Genomic DNA, 16,686 nt, shown 5'->3' on the forward strand with positions numbered 1-16,686 from the left:
ATAGCGACATCCTGTTTCAGACCCACTGAACTTTATTACTGAATAGAGAGATTATTATGAACACCATCAAAACAACGCTGGCGGCACTGGCACTGACTACCCTGACGTTTGGCGCTTCAGCCGCTGACCTCGTCACAAGCGAACCAGCGAATCAGCAGCCTGTCGGCACTATCGCGGTCCAGGGTGGCAGCAATCTGAACTCGGTTGAAGCGCAGCTGAGTGCGAAAGCGGATGAAGCGGGTGCGAAATCGTTCCGCATCACCTCAACCAGCGGCCAGAACAAGCTGCACGGCACTGCGGTGATCTACCAGTAACGGGGCTTTTTCAGCCAGCAGAAGCGCGTTGAAACCAGAAGGCAGACATGATGAAAAGACGCACGATGATGATGACGGCGGCGTTGCTGAGCGGCTTCTCTTTTGCCAGCGTCGCGGCGCAGCAGGTCAGTATGACCCCGCTGGATCAGCAGAAAACAGGTGTAATCAGCGCAACAGGCAGCACCAGCCTGACGTCGCTGGAGCAGCAGTTGTCAGAAAAGGCCAGTGATGCCGGAGCAAAGTCTTTCCGCATCACTTCGACCTCTGGCAACAACAACCTGCATGGCACCGCCATTCTTTATAGGTAAACGTCAGTCACGGAGTGTGGCGAACAGGCTTCAGATAACCCGCGTATCTGAAGCCTTTTTTGTGGGCGCAGCGGGCGTTTAGCCGTTGCTGCGCAGCTGCGGATAACGGCGGAAGATATAGACACACCAGAGCAGGGCAATCAGACCGATCATCCCGCCGACGTTACCGACCTCTGCCATACCCAGATGCAGGCTCACCTGATTACCGAGCAGCGCGCCCGCGCCGATGCCGATGTTATAGATGCCGGACATCAGGGACATCGCTACATCCGTGGCATCCGGTGCCAGCGACAGAACCCGTACCTGCATCGCCAGACCGATCATCATCATCGCCATCCCCCAGATAATGCAGAGCGTTGAGATGGCGGCAGGGCGGATGGCCGCAAAAATCAGCAGTCCCATGCAGAGGGTAATCAGCGCAATCGCGGCGATCAGCAGTGCAGAGGGGAATTTATTGCCCAGCGTGCTGAACAGAATGCTGCCGACAATGCCCGCAGAGCCAAACAGCAGCAGCAGCAGGGTAGTGAAATTGCCGCTGGATTGCGCCACGTTCTGCATAAAGGGTTCGATGTAGCTGTAGGCGGTGTAGTGCGCGGTCACCACCAGCGTCACCAGCAGATACATGCTGACCAGCGCCGGACGACGAAACAGCATCGGCACGCTGCTGAGGGAACCGGTATGTTCGCTGGGCAGGCGAGGGAGGATCCGCACCAGCATAATCATCAGCACCAGCGCCGACAGGCCAATCACACCAAAGGTGGTGCGCCAGCCCAGATACTGCCCCACCACGCGGCCAATTGGCACTCCCAGCACCATCGCCAGGGCCGTACCGGTCGCCAGCATGCTGAGCGCCTGGGTCTTTTTACCGGCCGGCGCCACCCTGATCGCCAGCGAGGCGGTGATTGACCAGAACACGGCGTGCGACAGGGCGATGCCAACCCTGGATACCATCAGCGACCAGAAATCCCACGCGACGGTTGAGAGCGCATGGCTGATCACAAAGACGGCGAAGAGCACACCCAGCAGCAGCCGTCGCTCGACGTTGCGGGTCAGCAGCATCAGCGGCAGGGAGAGCAGGGCCACGACCCAGGCGTAGATCGTCAGCATAATCCCGACATCCGCCGTCTGCATGGAGAAGTCCGCCGCGATATCGGACAACAGGCCAACTGGGACAAATTCGGTGGTATTAAAAACAAAGGCGGCGATGGCCAGCAGGACGACGCGAAGCCAGGCCGTTTTACGTGAAACAGTTGTTGGTTGCATTGAAGTGTCAAATCAGTCAGTACAGCGGGTCAGGATGGCGCAGGCCATCCCATGAAAGTGACCTGCGTCACAAATTACTGAACATTGTAGTGAATAAAGCGGGAAGAGAAACCTGATAACGTGTTTTTCGTGCGGAAATTTTCAAATGCGTTTCGGCACATGAAGTGGCGCCCGGGTGCGATAAGATCATCGCGGGCCGCCACCTGCCGCCTTTATGACTAGCGGGAAAAGGGCGTATGCTTCAGGGCCACGCTTTGCTGACTGTCCAGCGCGTCAGGGGGGTTAACCGGGCAGCAGTTCTCACAGCCAATCGCCCCCGCATAATATTTCTTCGCCTGCAGTATAGCGGCATTCACATGATAAAAACTGCCCAGAAACAGCCGGTTATCCATGTCAGGCAGATAGGTGCACCCCGCTGCATGCACCACATGATTATCGTTAAATCCCGATTGTTTATTGACGTAATAGTAGAGGGCCACAGGCGTTCCTTGTTGCCGTGAGAAGGCAAAGCAGACGAATTATTTCAATACGAACGATTATAGCGGGAAACGCATGCGTTGTGGTGAGCGGATTAATGGGAGAGGGGCAGGAGAAGGCCGGGCCAGACCCGGCGCAAAGCCGAATCCGGCGGGAGTCGTCAGAGGTTTTTGCTGTGCAGCCGCCAGGCGACAAGCAGCGCCAGTATCAGCAGAAAACTGATAAACAGCGTAATGCCATTCCAGCCGTAGCCATGCCAGAAGAAGCCGCCCAGGGTGCCCGCCACGCTGGAACCGGCGTAGTAGCTGAACAGATAGAGCGACGAGGCCTGACCCCGCGCCCGGCGTGCGCGCGGGCCAATCCAGCCGCTGGCCACGGCATGCGCGGCAAAAAAGCCGGCGGTAAACAGCATCATGCCGGGCAGGATCAGCCAGAGAACGTTAAAGGCGGTTATCAGCAGGCCCAGCAGCATCATCGCGGTGGCGCCCAGCATCACCGGCCCGCGACCCAGGCGGCTGGTCAGGGCGCCCGCTTTGGGTGAACTCCAGGATCCCGTCAGGTAGACCACCGATAACAGCCCCACCACCGCCTGACTGAGGTGCCAGGGCGCATCCAGCAGACGATAGCCGATATAGTTAAACAGCGTGACGAAAGCCCCCATCAGCAGGAAGCCTTCGGCAAACAGCCATGGCAGACCTTGATCGCGCCAGTGCAGCCGGAAGTTGATCATCAGATTACGCGGACGCAGCGGAATAGGACGGAAATGGCGTGAGGCAGGCAGGATCTTCCAGAACATCAGCGCCGACGCCAGCGAGAAGCAGCCGATGGCTGCCACAGCTATCCGCCAGGTGAAGAGATCGGTCAGCACCCCGCTCAGCAGGCGTCCGCTCATCCCGCCGATTGAGTTGCCGCTGATATAGAGCCCCATCGAAAAGGCAACGACGCGTACATCCATCTCCTCACTGAGATAGGTCATTCCCACCGCTGCGACGCCGCTCAGCGACAGCCCCATCAGCGCCCGCATCAGCAGAATGCCGTGCCAGCTGGTCATTGTGGCCGAAAGCAGGGTACAGATCGCCGCCAGCATCAGGGCGGTGACCATCACCGATTTACGGCCAATCGCATCCGAGAGCGGTCCGGTAACCAGCAGTCCCAGGGCCATCAGGCCCGTAGAAATAGAGAGTGACAGGCTGCTGGCAGCGGGTGAAACGCCAAACTGCCGGGAGAGGACCGGCAGGATGGGCTGCACACAGTAGAGCAGGGCGAAAGTGGCCAGCCCGGCAGAGAAGAGCGCCAGCGTGACGCGCATAAACCGGGGCGTGCCCCGGCGGATATAAGTAGCGGCAGCAGACGCCGGCGCCTCTGACGCCGCGTTGTCATCCACAGTAGCCTGTATTGAGCGACTCACACCTTTTCCTTTTGGTCAGAATATCTGTCGTCAGCTTAGGAAAGCGGCATTATGATGTCTAATATATTAATAATCTCGAATAAGACGTTTAACCTATGAATATTGAACTGCGGCATCTGCGCTACTTTGTGGCGGTGGCTGAAGAGCTACATTTCGGGCGGGCGGCGCAGCGGCTCAATATCTCCCAGCCGCCGCTCAGTCAGCAGATTATCCAGCTGGAAGCGGAAACCGGGGCGAAACTTTTCCATCGCACCAACCGCAGCGTACAGCTTACGGCAGCAGGTGCTCAGCTGCTGAGTGATGCCCGGGCGATTCTGTCGCAGGTTGAACAGGCTGCCGAACGCGCCGCCCGCCTGCATCGGGGCGAAGAGGGCGAGCTGCGTATAGGCTTTACCTCTTCTGCGCCCTTTACTGCGGTGGTTTCTGATGCGCTTTACCGTTTCCGGCAGAGCTGGCCGCAGGTGCACATTCAGATGCAGGAGATCAACACCCGCCAGCAGCTGGCGCCGCTGCTCGATGGACGGCTCGATCTTGGCGTGATGCGCAATACATCCCTGCCTGCCGGACTTCATCATCAGTTACTGCTGAGTGAGCCGCTGTTTGCTGTGGTGCACAAGGCGCATCCGCTGGCTGACGCAGCGCGTATTCCGGTGTCGGCGCTGGCATCGGAGCCCTTTGTCTTTTTTGACCCGCAGGGGGGCACTGCGCTCTACAGCGATATTCTGGCGCTGCTGCACCGCTACCAGATCAAGCCTTACATTACCCAGGAGGTGGGTGAGGCGATGACGATACTGGGGCTGGTGGCGACCGGTCTGGGCGTCTCGATTCTGCCCGCCTCCTTTCGTCGTGCGCGGCTGAGCGATCTGGTCTGGCTGCCCTTAACGGAAGAGGATGCGATTTCTGAACTCTGGCTGGTCTGGTCCGCCGCCCGGGAGAAGAGTGCGCAAATGGAGAACATGATGGTGCTGCTGCAGACAAACCGGCGATAAAGCCGCCGCCTGATCCTGCCAATCTGTGCGATAAATCACATTTCTAATCAAATATTTGACGCTATCGCCTGATCTGCATCACCATGGCGCATGTTTATTTAGAAGCGCGAAAATAACCGGGAGCAGGGTTGTGAATCCGGACAGTCAACCTGGCCACATTGACCAGATTAAGCAGACCAATGCAGGCGTCGTATATCGACTCATCGACCGTCATGGTCCTGTTTCGCGTATCGAACTCTCCCGCCGTGCCCAGCTCGCCCCGGCCAGCATCACTAAAATTGTCCGGGAAATGCTGGACGCCCATCTGGTGCAGGAGACCGAATTTCAGGAGCCGGGCAGCCGTGGCCGTCCGGCAATTGGCCTGATTCTGGACACCGAGGCCTGGCACTACCTGGCAATCCGCCTGCACCGCGGTGCCATGACTTTTACGCTGCGCGATCTCAGCAGCCGTGCGCTGGCAGAAGAGAGCCTGCCGCTGCCTGATGAGACTACGCAGCCGCTGCTGAACGCGCTGATTGAACAGGTCGATGCCTTCTTTATCCGCCACCAGAAGAAGCTGGAGCGCCTGACGGCTATTGCCATCACGCTACCCGGTCTGATCAACGCCGCGTCCGGCGTAGTGCACCGGCTGCCGGGTTATCAGGTGCGCGATATGCCGCTGGGCGATGCGCTGGCGTCGCGCACGGGTCTGCCGGTGTTTGTGCAGCACGATATTTCAGCCTGGACGCTGGCGGAGTCGCTATTCGGCGCGTCACGCGGCGCGCAGGATGTCATTCAGATCGTGATTGATGAAACCGTAGGGGCGGGCGTGATCAGCGGCGGTCAGCTGCTTCACAAGAGCGGCAGGGCGCTGGTCGAGATTGGGCACACCCAGATCGACCCTTATGGCCAGCAGTGCTACTGCGGCAATCACGGTTGCCTGGAAACCGTGGCCAGCACCGGCAGCCTGCTGGCGCTGGCGGCTCAGCGTCTGCCTGCACAGCCCGACAGCCTGCTCAACGGGCAGCCGCTGACGCTTCAGTCACTGTGCGCGGCCGCTCAGTCGGGCGATCGGCTGGCGCGCGACACCATCGCCAGCGTGGGGCATCACGTTGGCCGGATCCTGGCGATGATGGTCAACATCTTTAATCCACAACATATTCTTATCGGTTCTCCTCTCAACGCTGCGGCCGACGTACTGTTTCCGGCCGTGAGTAACACCATTCTGCAACAGTCACTGCCCGCCTATAGCGCAACGATCCAGCTGGCACCTACCGAATTCAGCGAGCCGGGCACGCTGGGCGCGGCGGCGCTGATCAAGGATGCACTCTATAATGGCCATCTATTAGTGAAGCTATTGCAAGGTTAAGCAGGCTTAATCTTGCGCTAACGCAATCCGTGCTTCTTCCTCCTTCTTTACAATGCCGGTTCGCAGCAGGTTAATCACCGATTAACCGCAACGGTTCGAGAGGAGAACTTGAGTGAACAGACTGTTTATTACCGGCACCGACACCGCAGTAGGTAAAACGGTAGTGTCGCGGGCCCTGTTACAGAGTTTTATTCACCACAGGCTGAGCGCCGTTGGCTACAAGCCTGTCGCACGAAGTGCGGTCATCACTGCGGATGGCCTGCGTAATAAGGACGCACAGGTTCTGCAGAGCGCCTCCTCGCTGGATTTACCCTACCAGGCCATTAATCCGCTGGTTTTTCAGGAGGAGGAGATCTGCACCCATCCCGGCCAGCACATCGATTATGGTCTGCTCACCCGGGGTTTATGCAGCCTGTCGCAGCAGGCCGATCGGGTGATCGTGGAAGGGACGGGCGGCTGGCGCAGCCTGATGAATGACGGTCAGCCGCTTTCCTGCTGGGTCGTGGCGCAGCAACTGCCTGTAGTGATGGTGGTCGGCATTCAGTCGGGCTGTATCAGTCACGCCCTGTTAACGGCAGAGGCGATAGCCCGGGATGGGCTGCCCCTGGTGGGCTGGGTCGCAAACCGCATCAATCCGGGCCTGACACACTACAGCGACATTATTGCGGTGCTGCGTGAAAAAATCGCCGCGCCGCTTCTGGGTGAACTGCCATATCTGCCCCGCGCTGAACAGCGCGATCTGACCTCTTATATTGATATTTCCCTGCTGGAGCAGAGTGATCTGCACGCTGTGAGTGCAAAAATCGCCTGATTATGAAACAAATCTCTTCATCCGGCTCAGCGGTGAGCCTGAAGTTTCAGGTTCACCGCTGACACCTCTCAGGTAATTCTGTCAGTAAATCAAAGCCCTGACAGGAATGACGTGCAAAAATAACCTTATGGCGCAGAAAATGCATTACCTCCGCTTATCATCCAGAGGGGGAGCACCATTATGTCGCACTCACACGAGCAAGGTTTGTTATACGGGCTGGATGCCCGCATTGGCCCCGTACCGGCATTTATCGCCGCTTTGCAACATCTGCTGGCCAGCGTGGTCGGGATTATCACGCCGCCCCTGATTATCGGCTCGGTGCTGGGGTTACAGGCTTACATTTCCTATCTGATCAGCATGTCGCTGTTTGTCTCCGGGCTGGGGACTTTTCTGCAGTCCAGACGTATTGGTGGCGTGGGCGCCGGCATGATCTGTCTGCAGGGCACCAGTTTCGCCTTTCTGGGGGTCATTCTGTCGGGCGGTCTGATGGTGAAAGGCCGTGGCGGTTCACCGGAAGAGATCATGGCAATGCTGTTTGGCTGCAATCTGGTAGCGGCGCTGATTCCGATTCTGATCAGCCGCTGCGTCGGCTCGCTGCGTAAAGTGCTGACGCCGGTTGTCACCGGTACGGTGATCACCCTGATTGGCATCAGCCTGATCAAGGTCAGCATTACCGACTGGGCGGGCGGGCACAACGCCACCGATTTTGGATCGCCCGGCAATCTGGCGCTGGGGGCGCTGACGCTGCTGGTGATCGTGGCGCTGAACCGTGCACGAAGCCGCTGGGCACGGCTGGTGGCAGTGGTGGCGGGTATCGCAGCGGGATGTGTGGCGGCGGCGTTAACCGGGCATCTGCCGCTGAAGATGACGGTGCCGGCGCACTGGATCGTGCTGCCGGCCCTGTTCCGCTTTGGTTTTGCCTTCGACTGGACGATTTTCCTGCCCATCGCCCTGGTGGCCGTTATTGCAGTGATCGAGGCCGTGGGTGATCTCACCGCCAACTGCCTGATTTCTCAACAGCCCATCACCGGCAAGCCGTTTCAGCAGCGATTGCAGGGCGGCATCGTCGCCGACGGCCTGAGCTGCGTGCTGGCGGCGATGTTTTCCGCCTTTCCCAACACGACCTTTGCCCAGAACAATGGTGTTATTCAGATGACGGGTGTCGCCAGTCGTTTCGTCGGTATGCTGCTGGGCATCATGCTGGCGTTGCTGGGGCTCTTTCCCGGGATCGGATCGCTGCTGCAACAGATCCCACCACCGGTGCTGGGTGGGGCAACTATCGTGATGTTTGGCAGCGTAGTGGCCGCCGGTATCCGGGTTATGACCCAGACGCCGCTGGGCCGTCGCGAAATGCTGATTATAGCGATTGCCTTTGGTATCGGTCTGGGGGTGGAAGGGGTGCCGGAGGTGCTGAAGCAGTTCCCGCCGCTGATTAACAGCCTGTTTGGTCATGCCGTGACGACCGGCGGCCTTCTGGCAATCGTGCTGAATCTGGTGCTGCCCGACGAAGGGCCGGTGGCAGACGCGGTGGAGGCGGAGACGCTGCAGGAGAGCTAACGCAGAGAGTCAGAAAGTGAATGAAAACATGCGGACCGGTCTGTTTCTGACTGACGACGCAGAAATTAACGCGGAGGGAGCCTGTACCAGTAGTAAAGCATAGCGGGCCAGGAATGGCCTGTTTTGCGTCTTTGCGAAGGGCACAGCCTTACTGAGCCATAACTGCGCTAACCGGGTAGAAAAGCCCATGCGCCACTTAATGGCGTTGACCAGCTTTGCCTGCACTGACTGCTGGATAAAGCCTGAAAAGAGAGCAGAATCAGATCGGAACGTTGTGAAAGCCATCCTGTACCCGGCCCGCGTGATAACGCACCTTATCCCTGAGGTCCATCTGTCAACGCGCTAATGCAGCGGACGCTCTCCTCTTCAGACACCGCTGCTTTACTTTGTATCGCGCTGCCAGCTTTACCTGGGCAGGGATGAGAATGCAAAAAAAGGGCCTGCATGGCCCTTTTGGTATGACGAATATGACGGGATTACGGATTCAGACGACGGCGTGTCCGGCCTGAACTGAGGTAGTCCGCGATATAATCCTGCGAAATCTCTCCGCTATAACGACCCTCTTCATCGACGATCGGCATCCAGACAGTGTTGTGCTCATAGAGTTTAGAGAGCACAACGCGCAGGTTCTCCTCCGCTTTACCTGTCACCCTGAAAGTGTGCAGCTTCTCTTCGCAGCGGCCGCTGGCGTTTCGCGCCTCACGACGCTTCACAAAGCCCAGCGGTTTGCCATCCTCATCCACCACGGTAATCGAGCGCATATCATTCTCATCCATGGTGCCAAACGCTTCTTCCAGCGGCGTTGAGCGCCGCACGGTGATGGTCGGCTGCTGGTCGGTCACGTCACCCGCCTGCACCAGTAACAGACGTTTCAGCGTGCGGTCCTGGCCGACGAAGGAGCCGACAAACGCATTGGCCGGGGTCGCCAGCAGCTCATCCGGGCTGGCGCACTGCACGATTTTCCCCTGACCAAATACCGCGATGCGGTCGCCCAGCTTCAGCGCCTCATCGATGTCGTGGCTCACCAGCATCACCGTTTTCTTCAGCTGACGCTGCATGTCCAGAAACTCGTTCTGGATGACTTCACGGTTGATCGGGTCAACCGCACCAAAGGGCTCATCCATCAGCAGCACCGGTGGATCCGCCGCCAGCGCACGAATCACGCCGATACGCTGCTGCTGACCGCCTGACATCTCGCGCGGATAGCGATGAAGAAACTTTTTCGGATCGAGTGCGACCATGCTCATCAGCTCAGTGGCCCGCTCATGACACTGCTTTTTGTTCCAGCCGAGCATCCGCGGCACCACGGTGATGTTCTCCTCAATGGTCATGTTGGGAAACAGACCAATCTGCTGGATCACATAGCCGATGTTGCGGCGCAGGGTGGTGGTGTCCTGGGTACTGGTATCTTCCCCATTGATCAAGATGCGGCCACTGGTCGCGGGGATCAGCCGGTTTATCATCTTCAGCGTGGTGGTTTTGCCGCAGCCCGAAGGACCGAGCAGCACGCACATCTCCCCGGCTGGCACATGCAGGCTGACGTTATCGACGGCTTTGTTGGTGGTGCCGTTTTTCTGGGTAAAGGTTTTCGTCAGGTTTTCCAGCGTTATCATTATCGAATCCCCTTTGGAGTCAGCGCCTGCTGCAGACGATGCAGCAGCCAGTCAAGAAAAATAGCCAGCAGACAAATCATCAGTGCTCCGGCAATCAACATACGAATATCACTGCCGCTGATGCCATCCAGCAGTAACTGGCCAAGGCCGCCTGCGCCAATCACCGCCGCGATTGCCATCACGCCAACGTTCATCACCACGGCGGTACGTATACCGCCAAAGATTACCGGCAGCGCCATCGGGATCTCAACCCAGCGCAGACGCTGCCAGAAGGTCATGCCGATACCGCGACCCGCTTCACGCAGGCCATCCGGCAGATTTTCCAGGGCCGTATGCGTGTTGCGCACGATAGGGAGCAGCGAGTAGAGGAACACGGCCGTAATCGCCGGTAGCGCACCGATACCCTGACCGATCAGCGAAAACAGCGGGATCATCAGGCCAAACAGCGCAATGGTTGGAATCGTCAGTACCACGGTGGCGATACCCAGAATCGGCGTCGCCAGCCATCTGACGCGGACAATCAGAATGCCCAGCGGTACGCCGATGACGATCGCCAGGCCAACTGCCACCAGAACCAGCCAGCTGTGCTGCCAGCTCAGGGTCAGCAGAGTGCTCCAGTTATCCATGATGTAGTGAAGGGTATCCACAGTGCCTCCTTACAGCATGTTTCTGGATTGAAGAAAATCACGCGCCACCTTTTCAGGAGACTGATGATCGATATCGACCCGCTTATTCAGCTCTGTAATCGCCTCATCGGTGATCTGCGCAGAGAGCTGATTAAGTGCGGTATCGAGCCCCGGGTGGCTTGCCAGCACATCCTGGCGCACCACGGGCGTTACGTTATAGCTGGGGAAAAAGTGCTTATCATCTGCCAGCACTTTCAGATCGAAGCCCTTAACCCGGCCATCGGTGGTGTAGATCAGGCCCGCATTTACAAAGCCGTCGCGGATGGCGTTATAGACCAGACCGGGGTCCATCTGGCGGATCTGCGGCCGATCCAGCGCCAGGTTGTAGGTCTTCTGCAGCGGCTTCAGGCCGTCAGAACGACCAGTGAACTCCAGGTCGAGACCCAGCCGCCAGTTTTTATCCGGGTCGGTTTTGCGGATCTGCTCAATCTTCGCCACCAGTTGCGACATGGTGTTGATCCCCTGCTTTTCCGCCTCTTTCCGGGTCATGGCAAACGCGTAGGTGTTGTTCATCGGTGCCGGGTTCAGCCAGATCAGACCCAGTTTGGCATCCAGTTTCTTTACCGTTTCATAGGCCTGCTGCGAGGACATCGGCTGGCTGATGTGGTTGAAAATAATCAGTGAGGTGCCGGTATATTCCCAGACCATGTCGATCTGCTTATTCAGCATCGCATTGCGGCCGATAGTCGTAGCGATATTGCGTTTTGGCACCACCGCAAAGCCTTTCTTCTGCAGCCAGAGCACCGTCATGGCGGAAAGGATATGCTGCTCAGTAAAACTCTTGGTCGCCATCACCAGCGGTGTTGCGGCCTGTGCCGTCTGGCTTATCAGCAGGGTTGCCGTCAGCGCGACAACGCTTTTCTTGATCCAGCGCGTTAGCATTGCAAAATTCCTTATGGTCAGGCCGCGGCGTGCGGACTCAGAAAGCGGCCCAGCGCGGCCAGCAGCATATCCAGAACCAGCGCCACCAGGGCGGTCGCGACGGCGCCCAGGATCAGCGTCGGGAAGTCGTTGAGGTAGATGCCCGGGAAGATCAGCTCCCCAAAACTGCTGGCACCGATCAGGAAGGCCAGCGGCGCCGTACCCACGTTGATGGCGGTGGCGATGCGCACGCCTGAGAGGATCACCGGCAGGGCATTGGGCAGTTCAACCTGACGCAGACGTTGCCATTTGGTCATGCCGATACCGTTTGCGGCTTCGAGCAGCGACGGCGGCACCGCGCTCAGACCTGAGAAGGTGTTGCGGACGATGGGCAGCAGCGAGGCCAGGAACAGCGCAATCAGCGCCGGACGGTCGCCAATCCCGATGATGACCATCGCCAGCGCCAGCACTGCCAGCGGAGGCAGAGTGTTACCGACATTAAATATCTGCATGACGGTTTCAGCCCAGCGACGGGCAAAAGGGCGGCTGAGCAGGATGCCGCTGGGAATACCGACCAGCAGCGCGCACAGCATTGACCAGAACACCAAGAAGAGGTGTTGTTGCCCCAGGTAGAGCAGATCGACCTTGCGGGCCACCAGCTGATCCCAGCCGAGGCCTGCGATCAGTAGGGCGATTACCGCGACCACTGCAAGCAGCGCCAGACCGGCGCGTTTCGCCAGTGAAGCATTTTGCATAGGAAATTCTCCCTGATAACGATCTCAATTGTTATAACTGCCATAAACAGTCCGACAGATGCGGCAAATAATAACCACCGAACCCAAAACCGAAACTGCGATAAAATGTAGATAAAATGACTGTTTATCCACGCTTATTCAGCCGATGCTGAATAAGATGCTTTATTGCTATAGCAGCCCTTTACCTGACAGGCCAGCTTTTCAGGCTTTAAGCGGCAGGGGAGAAACAGGTTAAAATGGTGTTAAAGCCACGTAGCGGCTGGGCTAATGCGTCAATAAAAAAAATTCATCGACTTTTAGTGACACCGTCACAAAGGGTGCAGAAAATGCGCACGTGCGGGAAATTCGGTTAGCCGTTTATCGGCTAGCCTTGCTGTTAAAAAAAGGAACCTTATGACTGTCAGCGCACAACGCCAGACCGGACACCGCCACTGGATCTTAATCGCCTGTATGCTGGCGATGTTTATGGCGGCTATCGAAGTCACCATCGTCGCCACCGCCATGCCCACTATCATCGCTGATCTGGGCGGGTTTTCGCAGTTTGGCTGGGTCTTCTCCATCTATCTGCTGACGCAGGCGGTCAGCGTGCCGCTCTATGGACGACTGGCGGACAGAGTGGGCCGTAAGACGATGTTTTTTATCGGTACCTCAATCTTTCTGCTGGGATCGGTGCTGTGCGGTTTTGCGCACTCTATGGTCTGGCTCATTCTGTTCCGCGCCTTTCAGGGCCTCGGCGCGGGCGCTATCATGCCGCTCAGCTCTACCATCGTGGCCGATATCTATTCACCGCGCGAACGCGCCAGCGTTCAGGGCTGGCTTTCCAGCGTCTGGGGGGTAGCAGCGATAGTTGGGCCGCTGACCGGGGCCTGGCTTGTGCAGCACTTCAGCTGGCCGGTAATTTTCTGGGTTAATCTGCCGATAGGCGTCATCAGTATGCTGATGCTGGCGCGCTGGCTGCCGTCGCCTCCGCAGGAAGAGAGGGCGCAGCCGCTGAACGTGGCGGGCAGCAGCTGGCTGATGCTTTGCGTGACTGCCTTGCTGATCGCGCTGCTGCAGGCGGAGCAGCTGGGTTTCTGGCTGGTGCCGTTTCTGCTTGTGTCGCTGTTTGCGGGCTGGCAGCTCAAACGGCATGAGCAGCGCGCTACGGCACCGCTGTTTCCGCTGGTCATCTGGCGCAACCGGCTGATGGTGGCCGGAAATGCGGGCAATCTGATCATCGGCGCGGCCATGATGGGGATCAGCGCCTTTCTGCCAACCTGGATTCAGGGCATCCGTGGCGGTTCACCGCTGCAGGCAGGCAGTGTGCTGGCGATGATGTCGATTGGCTGGCCGCTGGCCAGTACACTCAGTGGCAGACTGATGCTGCGCACCTCCTATCGCTTCACCGCCCAGCTTGGCGTACTGCTGCTGGTGACCGGCAGTGCCTTGTTGTTGCTTCTGCAGCCTGCAAGCTCACTGTTTCAGGCGGGCTTTACCGCTTTCCTGATCGGTACCGGTATGGGCATGACCAGCACCACCTTTCTGGTGTCTGTACAGAATCAGGCGGATTATCAGATTCGCGGCATCTGTACCGCATCAATCATGTTCAGCCGGATGATTGGCTCAGCGGTGGGTACGGCCATTATGGGAGCGGTGCTGAATCTGAATCTTCAGTGGCGTCTGCCAGAGATTCAGGATCCGGTGCAGCAGATTATGTCCGCCCAGAGCCGTCAGCAGTTGTCGCCGGAGACGCTGCAGCAGATGGTGACAGCGATTGCCGCATCCCTGCACTGGGTCTTTGTTGTGGCACTGGTGACGGCGCTGCTGGCGCCAGGGGTGGCGTGGATGATGCCGCGTCAGCGGCCGGAACATTCGGACTAGCAGGCAGGGCGGCAGAAGCCGCCCTGATCTGAAACGGACTACTGGGCGGGTGCGTCCTGAGAACTGCCGGCACTGGCGGGTACAGTGGCGTCGCTGTCGCTACCTGAGCGTTTGTAAACGATCTTTTGTGTATCGTTATCACAATGCCCGACGACCTGACCGCCCGCCTGATCAACCTGATCATTCGCGACGATATCGAGACTGAAACCCGATTCGGGTACGCCGTTCTGAATAATTTTCTGGCTGATATCGGCTTTAACTGATTCACAGGATGCCTGCACCATCAGCGGCAGGGTACACAACGCCGCAGTGAACAACACTCTCTGTAGTTTCATCACGTCTTCCTTATGTTAGTCGTCCGTCATTACTATAGCGCAAATTCAGGGTGTGACCGGACGGCCTGAACGGCGGTCCAGACAGCGCAGGGTGTTGGGTTCCCAGTAGGCGTTAAGATTGAGGCTCTGCTCGCATTTGTCACGGGTATCAAACGCCCGGTCGGCTTTGTCGAACTCTTTTTCAACACGGGTGTTCACCTTGTTGCGCAGCATCCGCGTGTCATTCCATTGCTCTTTGTCCTGTCGCGCCGCCTCATTGCTCAGCGCAGAGCTGCCATCTTCAATGATCAGACGATTGGTACTGGCTGTCGCCGTCAGGGCCGCGGTGGAAAGCAGCACCATCAGCACGGCAGGGATTATTTTTTTCATTACATTATCCTTTAGTTAACGCAAACAATACGCTCTGCGACGGCGGTAACAGCGGGCATGCCTGGAACCTGGCCCATCAGAGGGATCCGCGGTGACGCTGAACCCGGCTCGTGCGCGCGATCTGCGCCTGCATCAGCCCGGTCGCTCTGCAACACTTCAGCCCGATGGCAGAGGCTTTTAGTATATCATCGCCGTTTCTTTGCTCACCAGCGGTGAGTCATTTGTTTACGTTCGGGAGAGGAACCGGTGCTGATTAAGACCGCCTTACTGTTTTTCATTACCGCGCTGGCGGAGATTACCGGCTGTTTTCTGCCGTGGCTGTGGCTCAAAAAAGGGGGCTCTGCCTGGCTGCTGCTGCCTGCGGCCGTCAGCCTGGCGCTGTTTGTCTGGCTACTGACTCTGCATCCGGCTGCGAGTGGCCGGGTATATGCTGCTTACGGTGGTGTCTATGTGCTGACGGCGCTGCTCTGGCTGAGGATTGTAGACGGCGTGAAGTTAAGCGCATGGGACTGGAGCGGGGCACTGATCGCGTTCAGCGGGATGCTGATTATTGTGCTGGGCTGGGGACGAGGATAACGCCAGCCAGTGCTGGCGTTGATGAAACTTAAGGTTTGTGGACTTTCAGGCCCGCGAGGGTCTGACTGACCGGCATCATCTCCAGGCTGTTGATGTTGACATGCTTTGGCAGCGTCGCGACCCACCAGACGGCTTCCGTCACATCTTCCGGCGTCAGGGCAGTGGCACCTTCATAGACCTGACCCGCTTTGTCATCGTCGCCTTTAAACCGGACGTTAGAGAACTCGGTGCCGCCAACCAGGCCGGGTTCAATGTCGGTGACGCGCAGCGCGGTGCCATGCAGGTCGGTGCGCAGGTTCAGGCTGAACTGGCGCACAAAGGCTTTCGTCGCACCATAGACGTTGCCACCAGCATAAGGCCAGTTACCGGCAATTGAACCGATATTAATGATATGCCCCACGTTGCGCTCCACCATCTGCGGCAGCAGGGCGCGGGTCATATAGACCAGCCCTTTGGTATTGGTGTCGATCATGTTTTCCCAGTCGTCAACGTTAGCCTTGTGCGCAGGCTCAATGCCCAGCGCCAGACCCGCATTGTTGACCAGTACGTCGATATTCCGCCATTCAGCCGGAAGCTGGCTGACCGCCTCCTCAATGGCAGCCCGGTTGCGTACATCCAGCTGCACTGTATAGAGGTTGTCACCCAGCTCTTCTTTCAGTGCTTTGAGACGTTCAGCGCGGCGTCCGGTGGCAATCACTTTATGGCCATTTTCGATAAAGCGGCGGGTGATGCTTTGACCAAAACCGGCGGTTGCACCGGTGACAAAAATAATCATCTCACTGTTCCTTATGCCATTTTCACAATCGATGGCTTCACCATAGCATTTCATTTCCGCTTCTGCGCGCAGAAAAGCAGCCAGGCCTGTAAACGGTTTTTATCGGGCATAATGCTGCGCTTTTTCAGGGCAGGCTGCACCGTTAAGGGGCAGGTTTTCCGCTGATTAGCCATACTCAAATCAGACTGTTTAACTGAAACGGAATCGCAACCGTTTGCATCCGTTTCGCAAACGGTTGCTTGCCTGCATCCAGGGGTTTTTGTTGCGCAACGCCGGAATTTCTTCACATTTAACTGATTAGTAAGGGTTTTATTTATATTCAGAACTGGCACGCAGGTTGCAATGTTTAACAGAGATATTTTGCAGATACTTAATCGCGCA

General features: G+C 57.7%; 18 protein-coding genes. 8 read left to right on the plus strand and 10 right to left on the minus strand.

The window, feature by feature from the left end; genetic code table 11:
• Positions 1–56: 56 nt before the first annotated feature.
• Both bhsA (RT657_RS00715) and bhsA (RT657_RS00720) read left to right on the plus strand, forming a co-directional pair.
• Positions 57–314, plus strand: coding sequence for a multiple stress resistance protein BhsA (gene bhsA, locus RT657_RS00715; RefSeq protein ID WP_313651588.1), 258 nt, complete (start codon positions 57–59; stop codon positions 312–314).
• A gap of 50 nt (positions 315–364) precedes the next feature.
• Positions 365–622 carry a multiple stress resistance protein BhsA gene (gene bhsA, locus RT657_RS00720; RefSeq protein ID WP_313652673.1) on the plus strand — a complete coding sequence of 86 codons (258 nt, stop codon included), beginning with the start codon at positions 365–367 and terminating at the stop codon, positions 620–622.
• A gap of 78 nt (positions 623–700) precedes the next feature.
• Here bhsA (RT657_RS00720) and RT657_RS00725 read toward each other — a convergent pair whose 3' ends face one another.
• From RT657_RS00725 to RT657_RS00735, 3 genes are all read right to left on the minus strand, one after another.
• A complete protein-coding gene (locus RT657_RS00725; protein WP_313651590.1) occupies positions 701–1,885 on the minus strand; it encodes a sugar transporter in 1,185 nt (394 codons plus the stop codon).
• 218 nt (positions 1,886–2,103) lie between these two features.
• Positions 2,104–2,364 (minus strand): hypothetical protein, encoded by a 261-nt coding sequence (locus tag RT657_RS00730; protein WP_313651592.1) that lies wholly within the window; start codon positions 2,362–2,364, stop codon positions 2,104–2,106.
• 158 nt (positions 2,365–2,522) lie between these two features.
• Entirely contained in the window at positions 2,523–3,770 is a 1,248-nt protein-coding gene (locus RT657_RS00735) for an MFS transporter (protein ID WP_313651594.1), read from the minus strand.
• Between the two features lie 95 nt (positions 3,771–3,865).
• Between RT657_RS00735 and RT657_RS00740 the strand changes: the two genes are divergently transcribed.
• The 4 genes from RT657_RS00740 to RT657_RS00755 all read left to right on the plus strand — a co-directional run bounded on the left by RT657_RS00740 (position 3,866) and on the right by RT657_RS00755 (position 8,475).
• The gene (locus RT657_RS00740) at positions 3,866–4,759 is read left to right on the plus strand and encodes a LysR family transcriptional regulator (protein ID WP_313651597.1); all 894 of its coding nucleotides are present in this window, start codon (positions 3,866–3,868) and stop codon (positions 4,757–4,759) included.
• A gap of 130 nt (positions 4,760–4,889) precedes the next feature.
• Positions 4,890–6,107, plus strand: a complete 1,218-nt coding sequence (locus tag RT657_RS00745) for an ROK family transcriptional regulator (protein ID WP_313651599.1) — start codon at positions 4,890–4,892, stop codon at positions 6,105–6,107.
• Positions 6,108–6,219: 112 nt separating this feature from the next.
• The gene (gene bioD, locus RT657_RS00750) at positions 6,220–6,918 is read left to right on the plus strand and encodes a dethiobiotin synthase (protein WP_313651601.1); all 699 of its coding nucleotides are present in this window, start codon (positions 6,220–6,222) and stop codon (positions 6,916–6,918) included.
• A gap of 180 nt (positions 6,919–7,098) precedes the next feature.
• The gene (locus RT657_RS00755) at positions 7,099–8,475 is read left to right on the plus strand and encodes a nucleobase:cation symporter-2 family protein (protein WP_313651603.1); all 1,377 of its coding nucleotides are present in this window, start codon (positions 7,099–7,101) and stop codon (positions 8,473–8,475) included.
• A 476-nt stretch (positions 8,476–8,951) separates the two neighbouring features.
• On the opposite strand, the gene osmV is transcribed toward RT657_RS00755, so the two are convergent.
• Genes osmV through RT657_RS00775 form a run of 4 tightly spaced genes read right to left on the minus strand, consistent with a single transcriptional unit; the run spans position 8,952 to position 12,390 of the window.
• Positions 8,952–10,088: an osmoprotectant ABC transporter ATP-binding protein OsmV gene (gene osmV / locus RT657_RS00760; protein ID WP_313651605.1), complete on the minus strand. Its 1,137-nt coding sequence runs from the start codon at positions 10,086–10,088 to the stop codon at positions 8,952–8,954.
• Positions 10,088–10,735, minus strand: coding sequence for an osmoprotectant ABC transporter permease OsmW (gene osmW / locus RT657_RS00765; RefSeq protein WP_010244802.1), 648 nt, complete (start codon positions 10,733–10,735; stop codon positions 10,088–10,090). Before osmW ends, osmV begins: the two co-directional genes overlap by 1 nt.
• Positions 10,736–10,744: 9 nt before the next feature.
• Positions 10,745–11,656 (minus strand): glycine betaine ABC transporter substrate-binding protein, encoded by a 912-nt coding sequence (locus tag RT657_RS00770; RefSeq protein WP_313651607.1) that lies wholly within the window; start codon positions 11,654–11,656, stop codon positions 10,745–10,747.
• A gap of 17 nt (positions 11,657–11,673) precedes the next feature.
• Positions 11,674–12,390: an ABC transporter permease gene (locus RT657_RS00775; protein WP_313651609.1), complete on the minus strand. Its 717-nt coding sequence runs from the start codon at positions 12,388–12,390 to the stop codon at positions 11,674–11,676.
• 393 nt (positions 12,391–12,783) lie between these two features.
• On the opposite strand from RT657_RS00775, the gene RT657_RS00780 reads away from it, so the two are divergent.
• Positions 12,784–14,250, plus strand: a complete 1,467-nt coding sequence (locus RT657_RS00780) for an MDR family MFS transporter (RefSeq protein ID WP_313651611.1) — start codon at positions 12,784–12,786, stop codon at positions 14,248–14,250.
• A gap of 38 nt (positions 14,251–14,288) precedes the next feature.
• Here RT657_RS00780 and RT657_RS00785 read toward each other — a convergent pair whose 3' ends face one another.
• Positions 14,289–14,585 (minus strand): DUF1161 domain-containing protein, encoded by a 297-nt coding sequence (locus RT657_RS00785; protein WP_313651613.1) that lies wholly within the window; start codon positions 14,583–14,585, stop codon positions 14,289–14,291.
• A gap of 45 nt (positions 14,586–14,630) precedes the next feature.
• Entirely contained in the window at positions 14,631–14,954 is a 324-nt protein-coding gene (locus RT657_RS00790) for a DUF1283 family protein (RefSeq protein ID WP_313651615.1), read from the minus strand.
• Between the two features lie 249 nt (positions 14,955–15,203).
• Here RT657_RS00790 and RT657_RS00795 point away from each other — a divergent pair, with 249 nt between their 5' ends.
• Positions 15,204–15,530, plus strand: a complete 327-nt coding sequence (locus tag RT657_RS00795; protein WP_313652674.1) for a YnfA family protein — start codon at positions 15,204–15,206, stop codon at positions 15,528–15,530.
• Between the two features lie 28 nt (positions 15,531–15,558).
• Here the strand turns inward: RT657_RS00795 and ydfG are convergent, their stop codons facing one another.
• Positions 15,559–16,305, minus strand: a complete 747-nt coding sequence (gene ydfG / locus RT657_RS00800) for a bifunctional NADP-dependent 3-hydroxy acid dehydrogenase/3-hydroxypropionate dehydrogenase YdfG (RefSeq protein ID WP_313651617.1) — start codon at positions 16,303–16,305, stop codon at positions 15,559–15,561.
• Positions 16,306–16,686 lie beyond the last annotated feature (381 nt).

It is taken from the genome of Pantoea sp., from assembly GCF_032114055.1.
Taxonomy (GTDB): domain Bacteria; phylum Pseudomonadota; class Gammaproteobacteria; order Enterobacterales; family Enterobacteriaceae; genus Pantoea.

Bases quoted from the DNA above. Each gene is read 5' to 3' on its own strand.
- RT657_RS00755 (WP_313651603.1), top strand. From the start codon at position 7,099: ATGTCGCACTCACACGAGCAAGGTTTGTTATACGGGCTGGATGCCCGC.
- osmV (WP_313651605.1), bottom strand. From the start codon at position 10,088: ATGATAACGCTGGAAAACCTGACGAAAACCTTTACCCAGAAAAACGGC.
- RT657_RS00770 (WP_313651607.1), bottom strand. From the start codon at position 11,656: ATGCTAACGCGCTGGATCAAGAAAAGCGTTGTCGCGCTGACGGCAACC.
- bhsA (WP_313651588.1), top strand. From the start codon at position 57: ATGAACACCATCAAAACAACGCTGGCGGCACTGGCACTGACTACCCTG.
- RT657_RS00725 (WP_313651590.1), bottom strand. From the start codon at position 1,885: ATGCAACCAACAACTGTTTCACGTAAAACGGCCTGGCTTCGCGTCGTC.
- RT657_RS00790 (WP_313651615.1), bottom strand. From the start codon at position 14,954: ATGAAAAAAATAATCCCTGCCGTGCTGATGGTGCTGCTTTCCACCGCG.
- RT657_RS00785 (WP_313651613.1), bottom strand. From the start codon at position 14,585: ATGAAACTACAGAGAGTGTTGTTCACTGCGGCGTTGTGTACCCTGCCG.
- RT657_RS00740 (WP_313651597.1), top strand. From the start codon at position 3,866: ATGAATATTGAACTGCGGCATCTGCGCTACTTTGTGGCGGTGGCTGAA.
- ydfG (WP_313651617.1), bottom strand. From the start codon at position 16,305: ATGATTATTTTTGTCACCGGTGCAACCGCCGGTTTTGGTCAAAGCATC.
- RT657_RS00780 (WP_313651611.1), top strand. From the start codon at position 12,784: ATGACTGTCAGCGCACAACGCCAGACCGGACACCGCCACTGGATCTTA.
- RT657_RS00775 (WP_313651609.1), bottom strand. From the start codon at position 12,390: ATGCAAAATGCTTCACTGGCGAAACGCGCCGGTCTGGCGCTGCTTGCA.
- bhsA (WP_313652673.1), top strand. From the start codon at position 365: ATGAAAAGACGCACGATGATGATGACGGCGGCGTTGCTGAGCGGCTTC.